Origin of the sequence: Pseudomonas sp. KB_15, from assembly GCF_052114525.1 — a bacterium.
In the GTDB taxonomy this organism is placed as follows: Bacteria; Pseudomonadota; Gammaproteobacteria; order Pseudomonadales; family Pseudomonadaceae; genus Aquipseudomonas.
On sequence record NZ_JBFREX010000035.1, the window covers coordinates 1 to 19,632 of the forward strand.

At 58.6% G+C, this 19,632-nt stretch carries 16 protein-coding genes, 3 tRNA genes and 2 pseudogenes; 12 read left to right on the forward strand and 9 right to left on the reverse strand.

The genetic code is table 11. From position 1 onward, the window contains the following. The 3 genes and pseudogenes from AB4Z35_RS22135 to AB4Z35_RS22145 form a co-directional block, all read left to right on the forward strand. A pseudogene (locus AB4Z35_RS22135) lies at positions 1 to 428 on the forward strand (hypothetical protein); the annotation flags it as partial. A gap of 669 nt (positions 429 to 1,097) precedes the next feature. Continuing rightward, positions 1,098 to 2,273, forward strand: a complete 1,176-nt coding sequence (locus tag AB4Z35_RS22140; RefSeq protein WP_442099430.1) for a PAS domain-containing sensor histidine kinase — start codon at positions 1,098 to 1,100, stop codon at positions 2,271 to 2,273. A gap of 211 nt (positions 2,274 to 2,484) precedes the next feature. Further along, positions 2,485 to 2,703 (forward strand): annotated as a pseudogene (locus AB4Z35_RS22145) (integrase); the annotation flags it as partial. An 80-nt stretch (positions 2,704 to 2,783) separates the two neighbouring features. Here AB4Z35_RS22145 and AB4Z35_RS22150 read toward each other — a convergent pair. The 8 genes from AB4Z35_RS22150 to AB4Z35_RS22185 all read right to left on the reverse strand — a co-directional run bounded on the left by AB4Z35_RS22150 (position 2,784) and on the right by AB4Z35_RS22185 (position 7,714). Beyond that, a tRNA-Leu gene (locus AB4Z35_RS22150) sits at positions 2,784 to 2,870 on the reverse strand. 194 nt (positions 2,871 to 3,064) lie between these two features. After that, positions 3,065 to 3,138 (reverse strand) — tRNA-Cys (locus tag AB4Z35_RS22155). Between the two features lie 47 nt (positions 3,139 to 3,185). Next, positions 3,186 to 3,261: transfer RNA gene (locus tag AB4Z35_RS22160), tRNA-Gly, on the reverse strand. Between the two features lie 63 nt (positions 3,262 to 3,324). After that, entirely contained in the window at positions 3,325 to 3,885 is a 561-nt protein-coding gene (gene pgsA / locus AB4Z35_RS22165; RefSeq protein ID WP_007992985.1) for a CDP-diacylglycerol--glycerol-3-phosphate 3-phosphatidyltransferase, read from the reverse strand. A gap of 32 nt (positions 3,886 to 3,917) precedes the next feature. Continuing rightward, complete coding sequence (gene uvrC / locus AB4Z35_RS22170) at positions 3,918 to 5,741, reverse strand: excinuclease ABC subunit UvrC (protein WP_007997912.1); 1,824 nt, start codon at positions 5,739 to 5,741, stop codon at positions 3,918 to 3,920. 2 nt (positions 5,742 to 5,743) lie between these two features. Next, a complete protein-coding gene (gacA, locus tag AB4Z35_RS22175; protein ID WP_008015884.1) occupies positions 5,744 to 6,385 on the reverse strand; it encodes a response regulator transcription factor GacA in 642 nt (213 codons plus the stop codon). A 97-nt stretch (positions 6,386 to 6,482) separates the two neighbouring features. Beyond that, positions 6,483 to 6,956, reverse strand: coding sequence for a GNAT family N-acetyltransferase (locus AB4Z35_RS22180; RefSeq protein ID WP_442099433.1), 474 nt, complete (start codon positions 6,954 to 6,956; stop codon positions 6,483 to 6,485). Further along, on the reverse strand, positions 6,956 to 7,714 hold the full coding sequence (locus AB4Z35_RS22185) for a carbon-nitrogen hydrolase family protein (RefSeq protein ID WP_442099434.1): 759 nt from the start codon (positions 7,712 to 7,714) through the stop codon (positions 6,956 to 6,958). Before AB4Z35_RS22185 ends, AB4Z35_RS22180 begins: the two co-directional genes overlap by 1 nt. A 162-nt stretch (positions 7,715 to 7,876) precedes the next feature. Here AB4Z35_RS22185 and AB4Z35_RS22190 point away from each other — a divergent pair, with 162 nt between their 5' ends. Both AB4Z35_RS22190 and AB4Z35_RS22195 read left to right on the forward strand, forming a co-directional pair. Continuing rightward, positions 7,877 to 8,005: a hypothetical protein gene (locus tag AB4Z35_RS22190; protein WP_442099436.1), complete on the forward strand. Its 129-nt coding sequence runs from the start codon at positions 7,877 to 7,879 to the stop codon at positions 8,003 to 8,005. 337 nt (positions 8,006 to 8,342) lie between these two features. Beyond that, positions 8,343 to 9,407: a 3-deoxy-7-phosphoheptulonate synthase gene (locus AB4Z35_RS22195; RefSeq protein WP_442099437.1), complete on the forward strand. Its 1,065-nt coding sequence runs from the start codon at positions 8,343 to 8,345 to the stop codon at positions 9,405 to 9,407. Positions 9,408 to 9,479: 72 nt separating this feature from the next. Here AB4Z35_RS22195 and AB4Z35_RS22200 read toward each other — a convergent pair whose 3' ends face one another. Beyond that, on the reverse strand, positions 9,480 to 10,544 hold the full coding sequence (locus tag AB4Z35_RS22200; protein ID WP_442099438.1) for a hypothetical protein: 1,065 nt from the start codon (positions 10,542 to 10,544) through the stop codon (positions 9,480 to 9,482). Positions 10,545 to 10,878: 334 nt separating this feature from the next. On the opposite strand from AB4Z35_RS22200, the gene AB4Z35_RS22205 reads away from it, so the two are divergent. The 7 genes from AB4Z35_RS22205 (at position 10,879) to AB4Z35_RS22235 (ending at position 19,384) form a co-directional block, all read left to right on the forward strand. After that, on the forward strand, positions 10,879 to 11,760 hold the full coding sequence (locus tag AB4Z35_RS22205) for an esterase/lipase family protein (protein ID WP_442099439.1): 882 nt from the start codon (positions 10,879 to 10,881) through the stop codon (positions 11,758 to 11,760). Positions 11,761 to 11,867: 107 nt separating this feature from the next. Beyond that, entirely contained in the window at positions 11,868 to 12,149 is a 282-nt protein-coding gene (locus AB4Z35_RS22210; RefSeq protein WP_007984657.1) for a peptidylprolyl isomerase, read from the forward strand. Positions 12,150 to 12,284: 135 nt separating this feature from the next. Next, entirely contained in the window at positions 12,285 to 14,153 is a 1,869-nt protein-coding gene (locus AB4Z35_RS22215; RefSeq protein WP_442099441.1) for an extracellular solute-binding protein, read from the forward strand. Further along, positions 14,153 to 15,214: a microcin C ABC transporter permease YejB gene (locus AB4Z35_RS22220; RefSeq protein WP_442099442.1), complete on the forward strand. Its 1,062-nt coding sequence runs from the start codon at positions 14,153 to 14,155 to the stop codon at positions 15,212 to 15,214. Before AB4Z35_RS22215 ends, AB4Z35_RS22220 begins: the two co-directional genes overlap by 1 nt. After that, positions 15,214 to 16,236, forward strand: a complete 1,023-nt coding sequence (locus AB4Z35_RS22225) for an ABC transporter permease (protein WP_008000138.1) — start codon at positions 15,214 to 15,216, stop codon at positions 16,234 to 16,236. Before AB4Z35_RS22220 ends, AB4Z35_RS22225 begins: the two co-directional genes overlap by 1 nt. 14 nt (positions 16,237 to 16,250) lie before the next feature. Continuing rightward, on the forward strand, positions 16,251 to 17,828 hold the full coding sequence (locus AB4Z35_RS22230; protein ID WP_442099443.1) for an ABC transporter ATP-binding protein: 1,578 nt from the start codon (positions 16,251 to 16,253) through the stop codon (positions 17,826 to 17,828). Positions 17,829 to 17,968: 140 nt separating this feature from the next. Continuing rightward, on the forward strand, positions 17,969 to 19,384 hold the full coding sequence (locus tag AB4Z35_RS22235) for a sigma-54 interaction domain-containing protein (protein WP_442099444.1): 1,416 nt from the start codon (positions 17,969 to 17,971) through the stop codon (positions 19,382 to 19,384). Positions 19,385 to 19,632: the final 248 nt, after the last annotated feature.

Genomic DNA, 19,632 nt, shown 5'->3' on the forward strand with positions numbered 1-19,632 from the left:
TTGTCATGCGCATTGCCTGGGCCTCTGTTCCCGGCCATACCACCATGGTCAGCGTCGCCGCGCCCCGGGCCTCCATGACCGTCACCGTCATGGCCTGCTGCACCATGATCGCCACCCTCTCCATGGTCGCCGCCACCGTGACCGCCACCTCCGGCACCACCGCCGGCACCACCGTGACCGCCACCTCCGGCACCACCGCCGTCACCACCGTGACCGCCACCTCCGGCACCACCGCCGTCACCACCGTGACCGCCACCTCCGGCACCACCACTGCCGCCACCGTGGCCGCCTCCGCCGTCGCCACCGTGACCACCGCCACCACCTCCGCTGCCGCCATCTTTGGCATACACGCTGGAGAAACTACCGATGTAATCAGGCACCAGGACAGTCGATGCCGACAAGACTCCGCCAATCGCCAGAGCCAATAAACATTTTTTGAGCTGCATGTTGCAACCTCCGCTTGGAGTTGCGTCGTCATCTCCGTATCGAACGCAATGTCCAGTGAGTTCCCGGCCGCCCATTGGAGCGGCCAGCCAACCGGCTCGGTCATAAATCTGCAGCATTAACGAGCAACTGCGGGTTCCGCACGATCCTTCAAAGCCAGTCAGTATCGTTGCGCGGGAAATATTCCCACGTTTTTATTAGAGGAGTGCTTTCAGCCCGAGTTCAACAAATTAGTATCAGAACCAAGGCATGCGTTGAGCAGACACTTCAACCTGCCCCCATTGGAGCATCGCCCCTCAGCCGATCGGCTGGTTTAACGAGATGAGTTTTCAATGGGATAGACCAGGAGTCTGGCATTCGGATTTACCTGGGGAACCCGGGTCGAATCAAAGAGCCAGTCATGGCGCTGGCTCGCTTGCCAGTGCTGGCATGGAGCGACTGATCGAGGCCGATTTCTGCCTTTGGCCAACAACAGCTTTGGGTTTGCGGCCTTCGCGACAGGTAGCAATCGGCCATAAACGGTCAATCACAGCTGGTGTAACCCTCCCGAATGTCGAGGCCAATCACTGTGAAAGGGGTAAATTTTGAGGGCCCTTGCGCGAGTCGCGCCTATAATTTTTCAGATATCGGGCCCCATTGGTCAGTGAATACAAATGCACGCAGATAACGATTCGCAGCCCGGTTCTGACGTTCTCTTCGACGAAGCTGATTGTGGTTTGCTGCTTACCGCAGAAAATGGCCAGATCGTACAGGTCAACCTCACCTTCTGCCGTTGGTTAGGCTACCGGCGAGAAGAGCTGCTCGGTCGTCACATCCAGGACTTGATGAACCTCAAGGGAAGGACGTTCCACAAGATGTACTGGGCGCCCCTCATGCAGATCCAGGGCGTCGTGGCTGACGTGAAGTTCGATCTTGTTCACTACAACGGACATTCCATTCCAATGATGCTCAGCGCCATCAGCTGTGAGCATTCTGCTGGCATATTTCATGAAATGACCCTGTTCAAAGCCGCGGATAGCCAAAGGTACGAGCGCGAACTGCTCAATGCCCGAATGCTCGCCGAAGGACATTTGGCAAAACACCTGAAGGATCAACGGGTACTGGATATGACCCAGGACAAGCTGCGCATCACCTACGCTGCGGCTGAAGACAGAGCCCTGTTCGCCGAGCAGCTTATCGGGATTGTCAGTCACGATCTGCGCAACCCATTGTCGGCGATAAAAATGGCTGCGGAACTGCTGGGCCGCAGGGAGATGGATGCCAAACAAGCACAAATACTTGGCCACATCACCCACTCGGTAGAGCGCGCGCAGCGTCTGGTGGCCGATCTGCTGGATTTCACCTTGACGCAAGTCGGGCGAGGTATCGCAGTCCTACCCAAACCAATCGATCTGCACGAGCTGGTCGCCGACTGCCTGGACGAGTTGGGTCTGGCTTTCCCCGGGCATGAGTTGATCCACCTGCGTTATGGGCAAGGTGACTTTACTGCCGACAGCGATCGGCTGTATCAGCTCATCGGTAACCTGGTCGCCAATGCAGTCGCCTATGGTGCTGCCGATAGCGAAGTCACCGTTTCTTCGTGCTTCGAAGATCACGCTGTCATTATTACCGTGCACAACCTTGGTACTCCCATACCACAGGAGTTGCTCAAGGACTTGTTCGAACCAATGATCCGTGGCAGTCATGACAATGCTGAACTTAGAAGTGTCGGGCTGGGCCTGTTCATTGTTCGTGAGATCGCAAGGGCGCACGACGGCGAAGTGGCTGTAACGTCTTCTCTAACGAGCGGAACGACATTCACTGCCACCTTTCCTCGCAACTTAAATTAGCTTGGATTGCCCCTCACTCAGCCCCATCGCCCCTCCATTACTAGCCGACGATAGCCTGGCGGACTGGCCGCTATATTGGGTCGTTATATACCCTTCACGACAGGTAATAATCGGCCAGAAGCAGTCTTTCACCGCCAGGGTCGAATGCGCATATAACCGGAACAACGGGTAATACCTATAACCGCAAGCTGTTCATTCAGAATCATTTGTGGCGATGTTGCGGGGAAGATTTGACTTAGCCAGGGAAGCGGCCGGAGTCGCAAAGTCCGAGTTCCAAATGCGCGACTTACGCGCTAAAGCTGGCACTGACAAGGCCGAATCAAGCGGCGACATTTTGCAGGCCAGGGATCAACTTGGGCATACGACCGTCGTAATGACTGAGCAGTACATCCGAAACCGTAAGGGGAAGAAAGTCTCACCAACCAAGTGAATTGCGGACCAATTCAATAATTGCGGACCAGAAACGAACAAGGGCTTGCCTAGCTTTCRCTCGCAAGCCCTTGATTTATATGGTGCCCGAAGCCGGAATCGAACCGGCACGCCCTTACGAGCGGGGGATTTTAAGTCCCATGCGTCTACCAGTTTCGCCATTCGGGCGGTAGCGCGGTGAAGCGTCCAAGTTTGCCAAATAACGATATGGCAGTTCTGACGCCTGTGCAGCAGAGGTGGAAATATATACATCCTGCCCCGGTGAAGCAAGTTCGCAAATACCCTTTTCAAGACTAAATCTTGCAGGCTACTGCAAATAAAAAAGCTCCGTAAATCATAGATCTACGGAGCTTGTTTATTAGTGGAGGCCGAGGTCGGAATCGAACCGGCGTAGGCGGATTTGCAATCCGCTGCATAACCATTTTGCTACTCGGCCTCAAAACATTTGGTATCTAGTAGCGCGACATCAAATGCGTACAAACTTGGAGCGGGAAACGAGACTCGAACTCGCGACCCCGACCTTGGCAAGGTCGTGCTCTACCAACTGAGCTATTCCCGCGTCTTGGTGTGGCGCATTCTATAGAATCCAGAAGCCCCGTCAACCCTTTGATTCAAAAAAGTTTTATTTCTTTTCAACGTCGGTCTTCAGATGTGGCCAGGCAGCCCGCAAGTACTGGACCATCGACCACAAAGTCAGGCCAGCGGACACCATCAGCAAGGTGTAGCCCAGCAAGACCCAGAAACTGAAATCCTTGGGATTGGCCAGCAGGATCACCAACGCCAGCATTTGCGCGGCGGTTTTCCATTTGCCCAGGTTCGACACGGCAACGTGGGCACGAGCACCCAGTTCGGCCATCCATTCGCGCAGTGCCGAGACGACAATCTCGCGACCGATGATCACGGCAGCTGGCAGCGTGAGCCACAGGTTTCCGTGTTCCTGAACCAACAGTACCAATGCAACCGCAACCATCAGTTTGTCGGCAACCGGATCGAGAAAAGCCCCGAACGGTGTGCTTTGTTCCAGGCGGCGGGCCAGGTACCCGTCCAGCCAGTCGGTGGCGGCAGCGAATGCGAAGACCGAGGCGGATGCCAGGTAGCTCCACTGGTAAGGCAGGTAGAACAGTAAAATGAAGATCGGTATGAGCAGAACGCGTAGAACGGTAATCAGATTAGGGATATTCATCGGCACAACTGGCTACGAGGTGAGGGGGCATTCTACTCGCTGTGCAGATTTGCATAAATCAACTCTGCGAGCTTTTTACTGATCCCGGGGGCTTTGGCAATTTCTTCGATGCTTGCACGAGACAGCTCCTGCAATCCACCAAAATGTTTCAACAAGTCCCGCCGACGTGTTGGTCCGACGCCGGCGACGCCTTCCAGTGTAGACGTCCGACGGGTTTTTCCACGCCGGGCGCGGTGCCCGGTGATGGCAAATCGGTGGGCTTCGTCGCGAATCTGCTGGATCAGGTGCAACGCGGGAGAATCGCCGCGCAATGTGAACTCATGTGCAGCGTCGTTCAGGTACAGGGTTTCGAAACCGGCCTTGCGCGTCGCGCCTTTTGCCACACCGAGCAGAATCAGATCAGGCACGGCCAATTCATCGAGCACGTCGCGGGCCATGGACAACTGGCCTTTACCGCCATCCACCAACAGGATATCCGGCAGCTTGCCCTCCCCGTCCTTCAGTTTGCTGAAGCGTCGGGTCAACGCCTGGTGCATCGCCGCATAGTCATCGCCAGCGGTAACGCCCTCGATGTTGTACCGACGGTAATCGGATTTGATCGGGCCTTCGGGGCCGAAGACCACGCAGGACGCCACCGTCGCCTCGCCACTGGAGTGACTGATGTCGTAGCACTCGAGTCGTTGTGGAGGCTCTTCCAGCTTCAGCACCTCGGCCAGCGCATCGAAGCGCGCCGTAATGTGCTGACGATTCGCCAGGCGCGCACTCAGTGCCTGCTCGGCATTGGTCACCGCCAATTGCTGCCAGCGCGCCCGCGTACCGCGCACGCGATGGCTGATGGTCAGTTCACGACCGCGCAACTCGTCAATGGCGGCGATCAGTGTTGGAAAGTCATCGTGGACCACATTGACGATCAGCTCGCTCGGCAAGTCGCGCTCAGGACTGCTGATGAAGTACTGGCCGAGAAACGCGGCCATGACTTCAGAAACGTCTTCTTCAATTCCAACCTGAGGGAAGAAGTTCTTGCTTCCCAGTACCCGCCCGCCTCGCACGCTGATCAAGTGAACACAGGCACCGCCCGGGTTGACGAACGCGGCAATCACATCCACGTCTCCGGTCCCGCCTTCCATGCTCTGTTGATCCTGAACCCTGCGCAATAACGCAATCTGGTCCCGCAACTCGGCTGCTCGTTCGAACTCGAGATTGATCGCCGCTTCCTCCATCCCGGCGGACAATTCGTCTGTCAGCGCATTGCTGCGTCCTTCAAGAAACATCACCGAATGGCGCACATCTTCGGCGTACACCTGGGGCTCCACCAGCCCGACACAGGGCGCCTTGCAGCGCTTGATCTGGTATTGCAGGCAAGGACGGGTACGATTCTTGAAAAAACTGTCTTCGCATTGCCGAACGAAAAACGTCTTTTGCAGCAGGCTCAGGCTTTCGCGAATCGCGCCAGCGCTAGGGTAAGGACCGAAATATTTGCCCTTGGCCTTTTTCGCACCACGATGAATGCTCAGGCGCGGAAACTCTCCGTCGGAGAGATAGACGTAGGGGTAGGATTTATCGTCGCGCAGCAGAATGTTGTAGGGCGGGCGCCATTCCTTGATCAGCGTCTGCTCAAGCAGCAAGGCTTCGGTTTCGTTGGCCGTGATCGTCGTTTCGACCTGGGCGATACGCGCTACCAGTGCGGCGGTCTTGGGGGCAAGCCCGGTCTTGCGAAAGTAGCTCGACAGGCGATTCTTGAGGTTTTTCGCCTTGCCGACGTAGAGCAACCGCGCTTCGCTGTCGAACATGCGGTACACGCCGGGGCGCCCGCTAACGGTCGACAGAAAGGCGCTCGGATCAAAAGTTTCGGTCATTTTCAGAGGCTGGCATCGACCATGCCGTGACGAACCGCCAACAGCGTCAACTCGACATCACTGCTGATCGAAAGCTTTTCGAAGATGCGGTAACGGTAGGTATTCACGGTTTTCGGGGACAGGCACAATTTGTCGGAAATGATCTGTACTTTCTGGCAGCCGACAATCATCAGCGCGATCTGGATTTCCCGCTCCGACAAGGCATCGAAAGGAGAATCGTTGGTGGGCTGGAAGGACTTGATCGCCAGCTGCTGGGCAATTTGCGGGCTGATGTAGCGTTGACCGGCGAACACCAGACGGATGGCCTGGACCATTTCCGGCAATCCTGCCCCCTTGGTCAGGTACCCTGCCGCACCGGCCTGCAACAGCCGCGTAGGAAACGGGTCCTCTTCACACACGGTCACCGCGACGACCTTGATATCCGGATGACTGCGCAATAATTTGCGAGTGGCTTCAAGGCCGCCGATACCCGGCATCTTGACGTCCATCAACACCACATCGGGTTTCAGCTCACGCGCCTTGAGCAGGGATTCCTCACCCGACTCGGCCTGGCCGACTACTTGCAGGCCATCGATGTCAGCCAGCATTCGTGTAATGCCTGTACGAACGAGATCATGGTCATCGACTACTAGCACCCTAATCAAGCAGACACCTCGCGATATGGTCTTATTCGGTTGTCAGACACCTTAGCAAAAAGCATCTGGCAGACCTAGCGGAAAGCGTCAGATTAAAAGTTTCAATTCATCTTGAAAGGCTTGTTGCAAGCGTGTTGCAGCAATCCCGATCGGAGATATCCAGCTGCATCCTCAGGAAACATTCATCCTTGCCCACCACCCTCAGTCCCTTGCGCTCGTACAACGCTCGGGCCGGATTGTTTTCGAAAACCGTCAGGCGCAACGCCGGGCGCCGCTCCTGGCGCGCCTGAGACAGTACCTGATCGATCACCCAGGAACCATTGCCCTGCCCACGAAACGCTTCGACGATATGCAATTCGCGGATATACAAGGCGCTGGCATCACGGCTCAGACTGACATAACCCAGGACATTGTCGCCCCATGCAATCAATCGGTTGTCTCGCCCTGCCCAGGCCACGTCAAACGCCTCGTCCTGCCACAACAGATCATGCTGAATGTAGTAACGCAGCATGCTTTTGCAGGTCAGCTCGCGGGCGAACTCCAGGTCATCAGGCGTTGCCGGACGCCATTGGCGTTCCATCACGCTGTCTCCACCACCAACACCTCCCCGGTCCAGCCCGCGGGATTACGCCGGGCAACGACCATCTGGTTGCCGGTACCGGCGGCGGCCGCAATCAGCGAACCGTCCGACGCCCACACCGCGCTACGTCCTGCCGACTCCCAGCCACCCGTTGCACCGCCATGGTTGGCCATCAACACCACCATTGAATGGCCAGCGGCGTAGCCCTGTAACAATGCGGTATCCGGGTCGTAGCCTTTTGCCGTGATCAGCACACCAGCGGCATATATGCCAGCGCCGTTCTGTGCGGCCATAGCCGCATGATCGGCATGGGTGAAATCTGCGCACACTGCCAACGCAATGGTATCGGCGCCAATTATCAGAGGCGCGCCTCCCGATCCCGGTGCAAACGCCACCTCCTCCCCCGGATGCAGATGCTGCTTGCTGTAGACCCCGAGAGAACCATCGGCACCCAATGTCAGCGCGCCAATCAGCACGGGCGATGTGTCCGACAGCCGAATGGGCATGCCGACGACAGCCGTCACGCCGACTTCCCGGGCAAAATCACGCAGCGGCTGCAGTACGGCCGCGTCCGGTGCAATAGCCAACTGCGCCGCAAGCCCCCGTTCGTAGCCGGTCAGCGATAGCTCCGGGAACACCAGCAATTGCACGCCCTGCTCCGCAGCCACCTGGATGAAATGTTGATGCCTGGCGATATTGCCGGCGAGATCTCCAGCGATGGAAATCGACTGAGCGGCGGCGAAAGTAAGTGTCGTCATGGTGCGTCCTTGTGACGATGCGTTTTTTATAGAGACGCAGAGTGTGTCACAACCTTCAGGGCACTCAAGCGATAGAAAGCGTTGTCCTTGCCTGATAGCATTTTCTGATTGAATCTGCGTACCGGCCTCTAGTAAGCTCGGTCCATCCATCGGAGACAGACCATGTTCAACACCCTTTTGCAGCTTCGTACCGTCAGCGCCTTGCGCTCGGTTGCGGCTGCCCGGGTGAACGACGGTTGTGCTCCGGTCAGCTTTTATTTTGGGTATTGGTTTAGCCACTGGCGCGCCTGATACCCACACGGCGCCCACTTTAAACGGGTCGCCACCAGAGAATTCTCAACCCCCGGTCGGCCTCCCGACCGGGGGTTTTGTTTTTTCAGCCCCATCACTTTTAGCGACACACCAGACATTTAGAGGATTCAGAACATGAACTACGCCACTTATTACCGTTACGACAGTTTTACCGCCTGGCGATTTACCACCCTCCGCTCGGGACAGCCTGCCGCCTCCGATCGGTCACCCACAGGTGGCAAGCACACACACGCAGCCAATTTGGCCAATTGTCGAACACCCCAGTAGGGCCGAGCGCGCGGGCATGAACCCGCCACCAGCCCAGGAAGCCTTGAATATGAACTCGTCCGTCTCTGCACTGCCGCTGTCCACCTTGAGCCCTGCCAATGAAGCGCTGACCCTGCGCCTGCCCAGCTCATTGCAACTCAAACAGCAATTGCCCCTCAGCAACGCCCTGTCCCGGCAAGTCACCGCCCACCGTCAGGCGGTTCGCGCGATCCTCAACGGTGAAGATTCCCGTCTGCTGGTCATCGTCGGCCCATGCTCGATACACGATCCGAAATCAGCCCTCGAATACGCCGGCAACCTTGCCCGCCTCGCCACCGAAGTCAGCGACGAAATGCTGCTGGTGATGCGCGCCTACGTCGAAAAACCCCGTACCACGGTTGGCTGGAAAGGCCTGGCTTACGATCCGCACCTGGATGGCAGCGATGACATGGCCGCCGGCCTGACGTTGTCCCGCGAACTGATGCGCGAAATGCTCCGCCTGGACCTGCCCGTTGCCACTGAACTGCTGCAACCGATGGCGGCCGGCTACTTCGACGATCTGTTGAGCTGGGTGGCGATTGGCGCCCGGACCACGGAGTCGCAGATCCATCGGGAAATGGCCAGCGGCCTGGGCATGCCTGTAGGGTTCAAGAACGGGACTGACGGTGGTGTCGCTGTCGCCAGCGACGCCATGCGTTCCGCCGCCCATCCCCATCGCCATTTCGGTGTCGATAGCCAGGGACATCCGGCGATCATTCAAACCCCGGGCAATGCGGACACTCACCTGGTATTGCGCGGCGGCCATCGCGGGCCGAACTACGACAGCGCCAGCGTCGCCCAGGTGAACAGCGACCTGACCAGGCTCAAGATTCCGGCTCGAATCATGGTCGATTGCAGTCACGCCAATAGCGGCAAAGACCCGTTGCGCCAGCCAGCCGTGTTCAAGGATGTACTTGAACAGCGTCTGCAAGGTGATCGTTCGCTGATCGGCATGATGATCGAGAGCCATTTATTCGAGGGCTGCCAGCCGTTGAGTTCGTCATTGCAATACGGCGTGTCAGTGACCGATGGCTGCCTCGGCTGGGCCGGGACGGAACAACTGTTGCTTGAAGCGGCGGATCGGCTGCGAGCGTAAAACTACGCCCAATAGCCGGTATCATCCGTCCGCCCTCCGGCCTTCATGCGAAGACTGGAGGGCAAATGGCAATCAATGCCCCATCAGGGACTGCACTTGAACCAGTGTCACCCCGGATTGCTGGCGGGTGCCGTCAAGGCGCTCGACCGAATAGGAAACTCGGATCGCGGTATTTCGATGCTCCCTCCAGAACCGGTACGGAACGATGAACACCAACAATTCGCCCTCGGTGTCCCTGGTTATTTTGCGCTCGTCAGAGTGATTGAATCTCTCCCCATCGCATTTCAGGTAAATCAGCTCTCCTCTTTCCGCCCTGGCGTTTTCGATGACGACGGTCACGCCATCCTGCGCATCATGCAGGTCCACCCAACCTTCGGCGGCTTCCAATACAGTGGGTGCAGGCAGAGGTCTGCGCTCCAGGATGCCAATCATCAGTGCCGTTACTTCAGAGTAACGAGGACCATTCCCCGCTTGCTTGACGCAATAATCGACGGAAACGGAGGAACCCAGATTGAGCGCAATACACTCCGGGCTGACCCAAAACGACAGTTCGTCCCCCACCGCAAAGGACTCGACCTTGAGTGCATCACTGAAACTTGCTTCGACCGAAACGCCAGCCCAGGTCAGCAACACCCAGTCGCCCGCCGCCATGCGCGCGTAGGGTTTGATCGTAACGATCGCCCCTTCTTTCACCCGATCCGGATCAAGCGTTCTACCCACCGCATCGTTTACCGTCGCAGGCAACAGGTCGGATTGCACATCACCTACACTCAGTTGCAAACGATGGGAGTGCACGGGCTCGGCAAAACGGGTGCTCGTGAGTGAGTAACCGATTTCGAGTGAACCACCCTCAAACGCCGCGATATGTGCGCTACCCACGGCAAAGATGATGTCCTCGCCGACCCGGTCCTCACTGACAAAACGCGTCACCTGATGATTGCAGGCGAGGCCATCGGTATCCAGCCCCGCCCAATTCAATAGCAATTTGTCACCGCAGGTCATGCCTGGATAAGGCTGGACCCTGATGACGGCTTTTTTGTCAGAGGGGTTCAGAACGCCGTTTTCCGCCTGCTCAAGTATGGGAGGTGGCAATGGTTGCTGCGCGAGATTCAAGATGTCGGGTTCATGAACAGTCATTCATTCGCTCCAGTCCATGGAATAAACACCGAACAGATGCCGGCTTTGGACGGCTATTTAACCCCATGGCAAACAGTCGTGATGTCGGCCACTCACTCCGGCTCGCTCGGAAAATCGATACATACGAAGTAGGTCTTTGCTCAGCAGGAACCTGATTACCGTAAAAAGTCCTCAATCTATTCCGACTAAGGCCTCAACCACTCTTGAACATTCGCACTTGTTCTATTCCGCTTTCCGCAAATTTCGGCGGACTTTTCATACATCGCGCCAACCTCGAGTGTTTTAGAGTGAAGCGCCATGCAGTCCCAACGAACATCTGCGAAAAGGTATGAACATGCAAAGGAATGCAAGCACCTGTTATCCAATCCTGCTGGTCCATGGGTTGTTCGGCTTCGAAAGAATCGGCAAGTTCGAGCTCTTTCACGACATCAGGCAGGCGCTGAGGAACGCCGGAACAAGAGTGTTCGTTCCCCACTTGTCGGCCATCCACGACAACGAAGTACGCGGTAACCAATTGCTCGCACAGATCGAGCGGGTACTGGAAGGAACCGGTGCACGCAAAGTCAACCTCATAGGCCATAGCCAGGGTGCACTGGCCGCACGTTATGCCGCAGCGGTTGCGCCACACAGTGTGGCATCGGTGACTTCTGTCAGCGGGCCGAACCATGGCTCGGAGCTCGCCGATTTCCTGCGCAAGGCATTGACACCGGACCGTCTGCCGGAACATGTGGCCGAGACGGTGGTGACCCTGTTCGCCGACTTCCTCGCGACATTAAGTGACAATCAGTACCGGCCACAGAACGCCATTGCCGCCCTCAATGCACTGACCACCGAGGGCGTAGGCGCATTCAATGACAAATACCCGCAAGGGTTGCCCGCCACCTGGGGTGGCAAGGGGCGCGAACGGGTCAACGGTGTTCGTTACTACTCGTGGAGCGGCGTGCTGCAGTCGAATGTTCTCAAGGAAGGGCTCAACGCGCTCGATCCGCTCAACGCCTTCTGCCGGGCCCTTTCCGGTTATTTCGTCACGGAAAGCGAGCAGAACGACGGTTTGGTCGGTCGCTTCAGCTCCCATCTGGGCACGGTTATCCGTTCCGACTACGCACTGGATCATCTGGACACCATTGGCCAACCGACCGGCCAGTTGCGCACAGGTGTCGACCCGATTGAACTGTATGTCCAGCATGCCGAGCGCTTGAGGGGCGCCGGACTTTGAGGTGCCACCTGCCGTGGATCGCGCGCGGAACGGAACTTTGAGGAGAAATAGCTCACTGAATCCGGTAGGCTCAGCACTTTACCGTATATTGAAAGGAGTATTTTCCCATGGCTAAAGCCACTGCCCGTCACATCCTTGTTGCTTCCGAAGCCAAGTGCAACGAACTCAAGGCCCAAATCGAGGCTGGCGCTGATTTCGCCGAAGTTGCCAAGGCAAACTCCACCTGCCCTTCGAGCCGCCAGGGCGGCGACCTGGGTTCGTTCGGTCCGGGCCAGATGGTCAAGGAATTCGACACCGTGGTCTTCAGCGCACCGATCAATGTGGTCCAGGGCCCGGTCAAGACCCAGTTCGGTTACCACCTGCTGGAAGTGACCAGTCGCCAGGACTGATTCACGCTTGAGCTATTCACACAACGGCCCGCCTTTTGGTGGGCCGTTATGTTTCCGACGCGTAATACGGCTGGCGAGGGACGCGCCGCTAGCGTACAAATTGTCGTTAACGACCACCCGGCTCTAAGGCTGACAATGCGACCGGCTTTCTCTACCTTGTTGTTCACTGCCGTGGCCCTGCTGATGGGTGCCGCTGGTGTGATTGCTGAACCGCAGCATGCGTTGACCGTTTACGGTGAACCGGCGAAATACCCTGCCGGTTTCAGTCACTTCGCCTATACCAACCCGCAAGCCCCCAAGGGCGGCACCCTGCGTCGCTCGGCCATCGAAATAGGCCAGTTCGACCATGTCCTGCCGTATATCGACAAAGGTATCGGCGTCACGCAGATCGATGGCCTGCTTTATTCACCACTGGCCCAGCGCTCGCTGGACGAGCCGTACACCGTGTACGGTCTGGTGGCAGAGAAGATGGAGCGTTCCGAAGACGGCCTGTCCCTGCGCTTTTACCTCAACCCCAAGGCGCGCTTTGCCGATGGCAAACCGATTACCGCCGAAGACGTGCGTTATACCTTCAACCTTCTGATGACCCAGGGCAGCCTGCGTTACCGCACCCAGTTCGCCGACGTCAAAGGCGTCGAAGTGGAATCGCCGCTGACTGTCCGCTTTGATTTCAAGAACAACGAAAATCGCACCCTGCCCCTGGATATCGCGACCTTGCCGGTGTTTCCCGAACACTGGTGGAAGAGCCGCGACTTCGCCGGTGGCGGCGGCTATGAAGCACCGCTGGGCAGCGGCCCTTATAAAGTCGGCAAGATCGATTCCGGGCGCAGCATCACTTTCGAGCGCAACCCCGACTGGTGGGGCAAGGACCTGCCGGTCAGCCGTGGCCTGTACAACTTCGATCATTTCAGCATCGAGTACTTTGGCGATACCGACGTGGCGCGCCAGGTGTTGCGCGGCGGCGCCTATGACTACAACCGGGAGTTTTCCGCCACCGCTTACTCCATCGGCTACGAAAGCCCGGCCCTGAGCGACGGTCGCCTGCAAAAGGCCCACCTCGCCACCGAGGCACCGCAGCCGGCCCAGGGTTTTGTGTTCAATCTGCAAAAGCCCATGTTCCAGGATCGCCGCGTACGCCAGGCACTGGTGATGCTGTGGGACTTCGAGTGGAGCAACCGGCAGATGATGCGTGACATGTACATCCGCCAACAGAGCTTTTTTTCCAACACCGGCCTCGCTGCCCGGCAATTGCCGGATGCCGGCGAGCTGGCGATTCTCGAACCGCTGCGCGGGCAGATTCCCGACGAAGTCTTCACCAAGGTGTTCGAAGCGCCGAAAACCGATGGCAGCGGCGTGATTCGCGACAAGCAGTTGCAGGCCCTGGAATTGCTCGAACAGGCTGGCTGGAAACCCGAAGGCGATCAGCTGGTCAACGCCGACGGCGAGCCGCTGAGTTTCACGTTCCTGGTCAGTCAGAACGGCATGGACCGTTTGCTGCTGCCCTATAAACGCACGTTGAAACAGATCGGCATCGATCTGAACATCCGCCGCATCGACCCGTCCCAGTACGTCAATCGCCTGATGAGCCGCGACTACGACATGATCGTCACCGGCTACCCGGTCACCACTTCTCCGGGAAACGAACTGCTCAATTATTTCGGCTCGGCGGCGGCCACCGACCCTGGCTCCAACAACTACATGGTGTTGAAGAACCCGGCTGTGGACACCCTGATTACCGGGCTGGTACGCGCCAATACCCAGGCTGACATGCTGCATTACGCCCATGCTCTGGACCGTGTGCTGCAATGGAATTACTACTGGATTCCCAACTATTACCCGCCGGGCACTTCTACAGTGTGGTGGAACCGCTTCGGCATCCCGAACGTGCAAGCGAGCAATGACGAAGCCATCGAGAGCTGGTGGGAGATGAGCACCACGCCATTGACCAACCAACAGATGACGGCCGAGCGTATCAGCCGTGGCAAACCCGGAGGGCCGCATTGATGTGGGCTTACATATTACGGCGCCTGCTGCTGATCATTCCGACGCTGGTGATCATTCTTCTGGTCAACTTTGTCATCGTCCAGGCGGCGCCGGGCGGGCCGGTCGAACAGGCCATCGCGCGCCTGCAAGGCATTGGCGGCGCCACGGTTGGCGGCGGCTCCGGCGAATCCATGAGTGGCAAGTCCCGGTCCAGTCGCGGGCTCGATCCGCAGCTGATCAAGGACATTGAAAAGCAGTACGGCTTCGATAAACCGGCACACGAGCGCCTCTGGCTGATGCTCACCAGTTACGCGCGCCTGGACTTCGGCAAGAGCTTCTTCCGTGGTGCCACCGTCACCGACCTGATCCTCGAAAAAATGCCCGTGACCATTTCCCTCGGGCTCTGGGCGACACTGATCACCTATCTGGTGTCGATTCCCCTGGGCATCCGCAAGGCCGTGCACCATGGCAGCCATTTCGATATCTGGAGCAGTACCGCGATCATCATCGGCTATGCCATGCCGGCGTTCCTGTTTGCGATGTTCCTGATCGTGGTCTTTGCCGGTGGTACTTCGTTGAACTGGTTCCCGGTCCGCGGACTGGTTTCTGACAACTTCGAATCGCTGTCGACCATCGGCAAAGTGGCCGACTACTTCTGGCATCTGGTGTTGCCGGTGACCGCGCTGGTGATCGGAGGCTTCGCCACGCTGACCATCCTGACCAAAAACTCGTTCCTCAATGAAATCACCCGCCAGTACGTGGTCACTGCCCGGGCCAAGGGACTGAGTGAACGGCGGGTGCTGTATGGGCACGTGTTCCGCAACGCCATGCTGCTGGTGGTATCGGGCATCCCCCAAGCGTTCATCAGTGTGTTTTTTGCCGGCTCCCTGCTGATTGAAGTGATCTTCTCCCTCGACGGCCTGGGCCGCATGAGCTACGAAGCGGCGGTATCGCGGGACTATCCGGTGGTGTTCGGCTCGCTGTTCATCTTCACCCTGTTCGGCCTTCTGATAAAACTGGTCGGCGACCTCTGCTATACCCTGGTCGACCCGCGTATCGACTTCGCCGCGAGGAACGCCTGATGCTCAAGCTTTCACCGTTGGCGCGCCGGCGCTTCGAGCGTTTCAAGAAAAACCGCCGGGGCTGGTGGTCGCTCTGGCTGTTTGTCGGCCTGTTCGCCTTGACCCTGGGCGGCGAGTTGATCGCCAACGACAAACCGCTGGTGGTCAGCTATCAAGGCCAGTGGTATTTCCCGGCCTTCAAGCGCCACACCGAGCAGGAGTTCGGCGGGCAACTGCCGTTCCAGGCCGACTACCGCAGCGACTACGTGCAGCAACTGATCAAGAAGGACGGCGGCTGGTTGCTGTTTCCGCCGATTCCGTTCAGTGACGACACGCCCAACTATGACCTGAACAAACCCGCACCCAGTCCACCCTCCAGCGTCAATTGGCTGGGCACCGACGACCAGGCCCGGGACGTACTGGCCCGGGTGATCTTCGGCGCCCGGGTGTCGATCCTGTTTGCCTTGATGCTGACGTTTGTCAGCGCGCTGATTGGCATCGCGGCCGGCGCCCTGCAAGGCTATTACGGCGGCTGGGTGGATTTGCTCGGCCAGCGGTTGCTGGAAGTCTGGTCCGGGTTGCCGGTGCTGTACCTGCTGATCATCCTGTCGGGCTTCGTCGAGCCGAACTTCTGGTGGCTGCTGGGGATCATGGCGCTGTTTTCATGGCTGGCCCTGGTGGACGTGGTGCGCGCCGAGTTCCTGCGCGGGCGCAATCTGGAATACGTCAAGGCCGCGCGCGCGCTGGGCCTGACCGACCGCAAAGTCATCGTGCGGCACATTCTGCCCAACGCCATGAACGCGACCTTGAGCTACTTGCCGTTCATTCTGACCGGGGCGATTTCCACCCTCACGGCACTGGACTTCCTCGGCTTCGGCATGCCGGCCGGCAGCGCTTCCCTGGGCGAGCTGATCGGTCAGGGCAAGCAAAACCTGCAAGCGCCGTGGCTGGGCCTGACGGCGTTTTTCACCCTGGCGTTGATTCTTTCTTTACTGGTGTTTATCGGCGAGGCGTTGCGAGACGCCTTCGATCCGAGATCTTGATGCGGACGGCTGAAATGACCAACCTGATCGAAATCCGTGACCTCAGCGTGGCCTTCAGCGGCCAGACCGTGGTGCGCAATTTGTGCCTGGACATCCGCCCCGGCGAATGCCTGGCGCTGGTGGGTGAATCGGGTTCGGGCAAGTCGGTGACAGCCCACTCGATCCTGCAATTGCTGCCCCGGACCGATACCGAGACAACAGGCAGCATCCGCTATCGCGGCCAGGAACTGGTGGGCGCCGATACCGGCAAGTTGCGACAACTGCGCGGTAACCGCATCGCGATGATCTTCCAGGAACCAATGACTTCCCTTAACCCGCTGCACAGCATCGAAAAACAGATCGGTGAAACCTTGCTGGTGCACAAAGGCCTGGCGGGCAAAGCGGCACAAGAGCGGATCCTCGAGTTGCTGCACCTGGTGGGCATCCAGAAACCCGAGGAACGCCTCAAGGCCTATCCCCATCAATTGTCCGGCGGGCAGCGCCAACGGGTGATGATCGCCATGGCCCTGGCGTGCGAACCGGAACTGCTGATCGCCGACGAACCGACCACCGCGCTGGATGTGACGGTGCAGCGCAAGATCCTGTTGCTGCTCAAATCCCTGCAACAGCGGCTGGGCATGTCGCTGCTGCTGATCAGCCATGACCTCAATCTGGTGCGTAGCATCGCCCAGCGCGTGTGCGTGATGAAGGCCGGGGAAATCGTCGAGCAGGCACCTTGCGAAACCCTGTTCACCGAACCGAAGCACCCTTACAGCTGCGTATTGCTGCACGCCGAACCCGAGGGCGAAGCCCTGCCCCGGGACGAGCGCGAAAACGTACTGGAGGTGGACAACCTGCAGGTGCGGTTTCCCGTCGGAGGTGGCCTGTTCCAGCGCAAGACCTGGTTGCGCGCCGTCGATGGCATCAGCCTGAACATCCAGCGCGGCAAGACCCTGGGCATCGTCGGTGAGTCCGGTTCCGGCAAGTCCACCCTTGGCCAGGCGATCCTGCGTTTGCTCGACTCCGAAGGCAGCATCCGTTTTCAAGGCCAGGCGCTGGACGGCCTGACGCAAAAACAGCTACGACCATGGCGCAAGAAAATGCAGGTGGTGTTCCAGGACCCCTTCGGCAGCCTCAGTCCGCGAATGTCGGTAGCGCAGATCATCAGCGAAGGCCTGGAAGTGCACAGCCAGTTGAGCACCGAAGAGTGCAACGCCGAAGTGATCCGGGCACTCAGCGAAGTCGGCCTCGACCCGCAAAGTCGCCATCGCTATCCCCACGAATTCTCCGGCGGCCAGCGCCAGCGCATCGCCATTGCCCGGGCGCTGGTGCTCAAGCCTGCGCTGATCCTGCTCGACGAACCGACCTCGGCGCTGGACCGCACGGTGCAGAAACAGGTGGTCGCCCTGCTCCGCCAGCTTCAGGAAAAACACGGTTTGACCTACCTGTTCATCAGCCATGACCTGGCGGTGGTGCGCGCCCTGGCCCACGACATGATCGTGATCAAGGACGGCAAAGTGGTGGAACGCGGCGCCAGCCATGAAGTGTTTGATTCACCGCAGCATCCGTACACCAAGGAGCTGTTGGCGGCGGCGTTGTTGGGGCAGGCATAATCTTGCCGTTGGACCGCGGCGCTGCCTTCGCGAGCAAGCCCGCTCCCACAAGGGATTTGTGAACAACACAGATCAACTGTAGGAGCGAGCCTGCTCGCGATGAGGCCACTACAGGCAATACACAATCAGGATCAGCCCCCATGAACACCACCGAAAGCCTCAAGGACTACCAGCGCGTTCGCCTGCTGGCGATCCGCTCGTTGTTCGAAATCATCGAGCAATCGAGTGAAGGCACGGTGATTGTCGACCGTGACGCCAACATCGTCTGGATGAACGAACGCTACGCCCGGCGCTTCGGCCTGCAATCGGCAGAGGGCGCGATCGGCAAGCCCTGCGAAAGCGTGATCCCCGGCAGCCTGTTGCGTGAAGTGGTGCGCACCGGCCGGCCGATTCTGCTGGATATGCAAGACACGCCCAAAGAGCCGCTGGTGGTCATGCGCCTGCCAATTCACGACGATGCCGGCGTGGTGATCGGCGCCATCGGTTTCGCCCTGTTCGACGAACTGCGCAGCCTGTCGCCGATGCTCAAGCGCTACATGAGCATGCAGGAAGAACTGGCCTCCACCCGCTCGCTGCTGCGGGCGCGGCAGACCAAATACAACTTCGCCCACTTCATCGGCACCAGCGCCGCCAGCCTGGAAGTCAAACGCCGCGCCCGGCGCAGTGCGAGTACCGAATCGCCGGTGCTGCTGCTCGGCGAAACCGGCACCGGCAAAGAGTTGCTGGCCCAGGCGATCCACAATGCCTCGCCCCGCGCGCACAAGGCGTTTGTCAGCATCAACAGTGCGGCGATTCCCGAATCGCTGCTGGAGGCCGAATTCTTCGGCACCGCCCCCGGCGCGTTTACCGGAGCCGACCGCAAGGGCCGCGCCGGCAAACTGCAGATCGCCCAGGGCGGCACGTTGTTCCTCGACGAAATCGGCGACATGCCGCTGCCCCTGCAAAGCAAACTGCTGCGGGTGTTGCAGGAAAAGGAATTCGAGCCGGTGGGCTCCAACGAAGTGATCCAGAGCGATGTGCGGGTAATCGCCGCGACCTCTACGGATCTGGAAGCAGCGATCAAACGCGGCGAATTCCGCGCCGATTTGTACTACCGCCTCAACGTGTTGCCGATACAGGTTCCGCCCCTGCGCGACCGCCTCGATGACGTGCCGGCGCTCAGTGAAGCGATTCTTGAGGAACTGCGCAGCCAGCATGAACTGCACCACGAAGCCCTGGAACTGTTGGGGCAACACGCCTGGCCGGGGAACATCCGGGAACTGCGCAATGTGCTGGAGCGGGCCGCGCTGCTCAGTGATGACTTGCGGCTGACTACAGCGGATATCCGTGCGGCGATTGGTACGTTCACGCCGGTGGAGCGCGCGGTGCCCTTGGCCATCGAGCCGATTGCCCACGAAACGTTCAGTGCGGCGCGGGAGCGATTTGACCGGCATCTGATCGAAACGACCCTCGCGCAATGCGGGGGCAAGGTGATTGAGGCAGCGGCGCGATTGGGGCTGGGGCGGTCGACGTTGTATAAGAAGATGGCGGCGTTGGGGATTGCAGAGTCTCCATAAAGAGACATGTATCTCCATTGTTAGAAAGACCATCGCGAGCAAGCTCGCTCCCACACTGGACTGCGTTCGCATAACAAATGTGGGAGCGAGCCTGCTCGCGATGAGGCCAGCATTATCAACACAAGTCTCACAATAGAGACAAAAACATCTGACACTCAAATAAAAACAGAAATATATCCTTATATTTCAACTAGTTAAGCATCTGGCACAAAACTCGCTATACGCCTCTCCTACCCAGTTTCACCCAA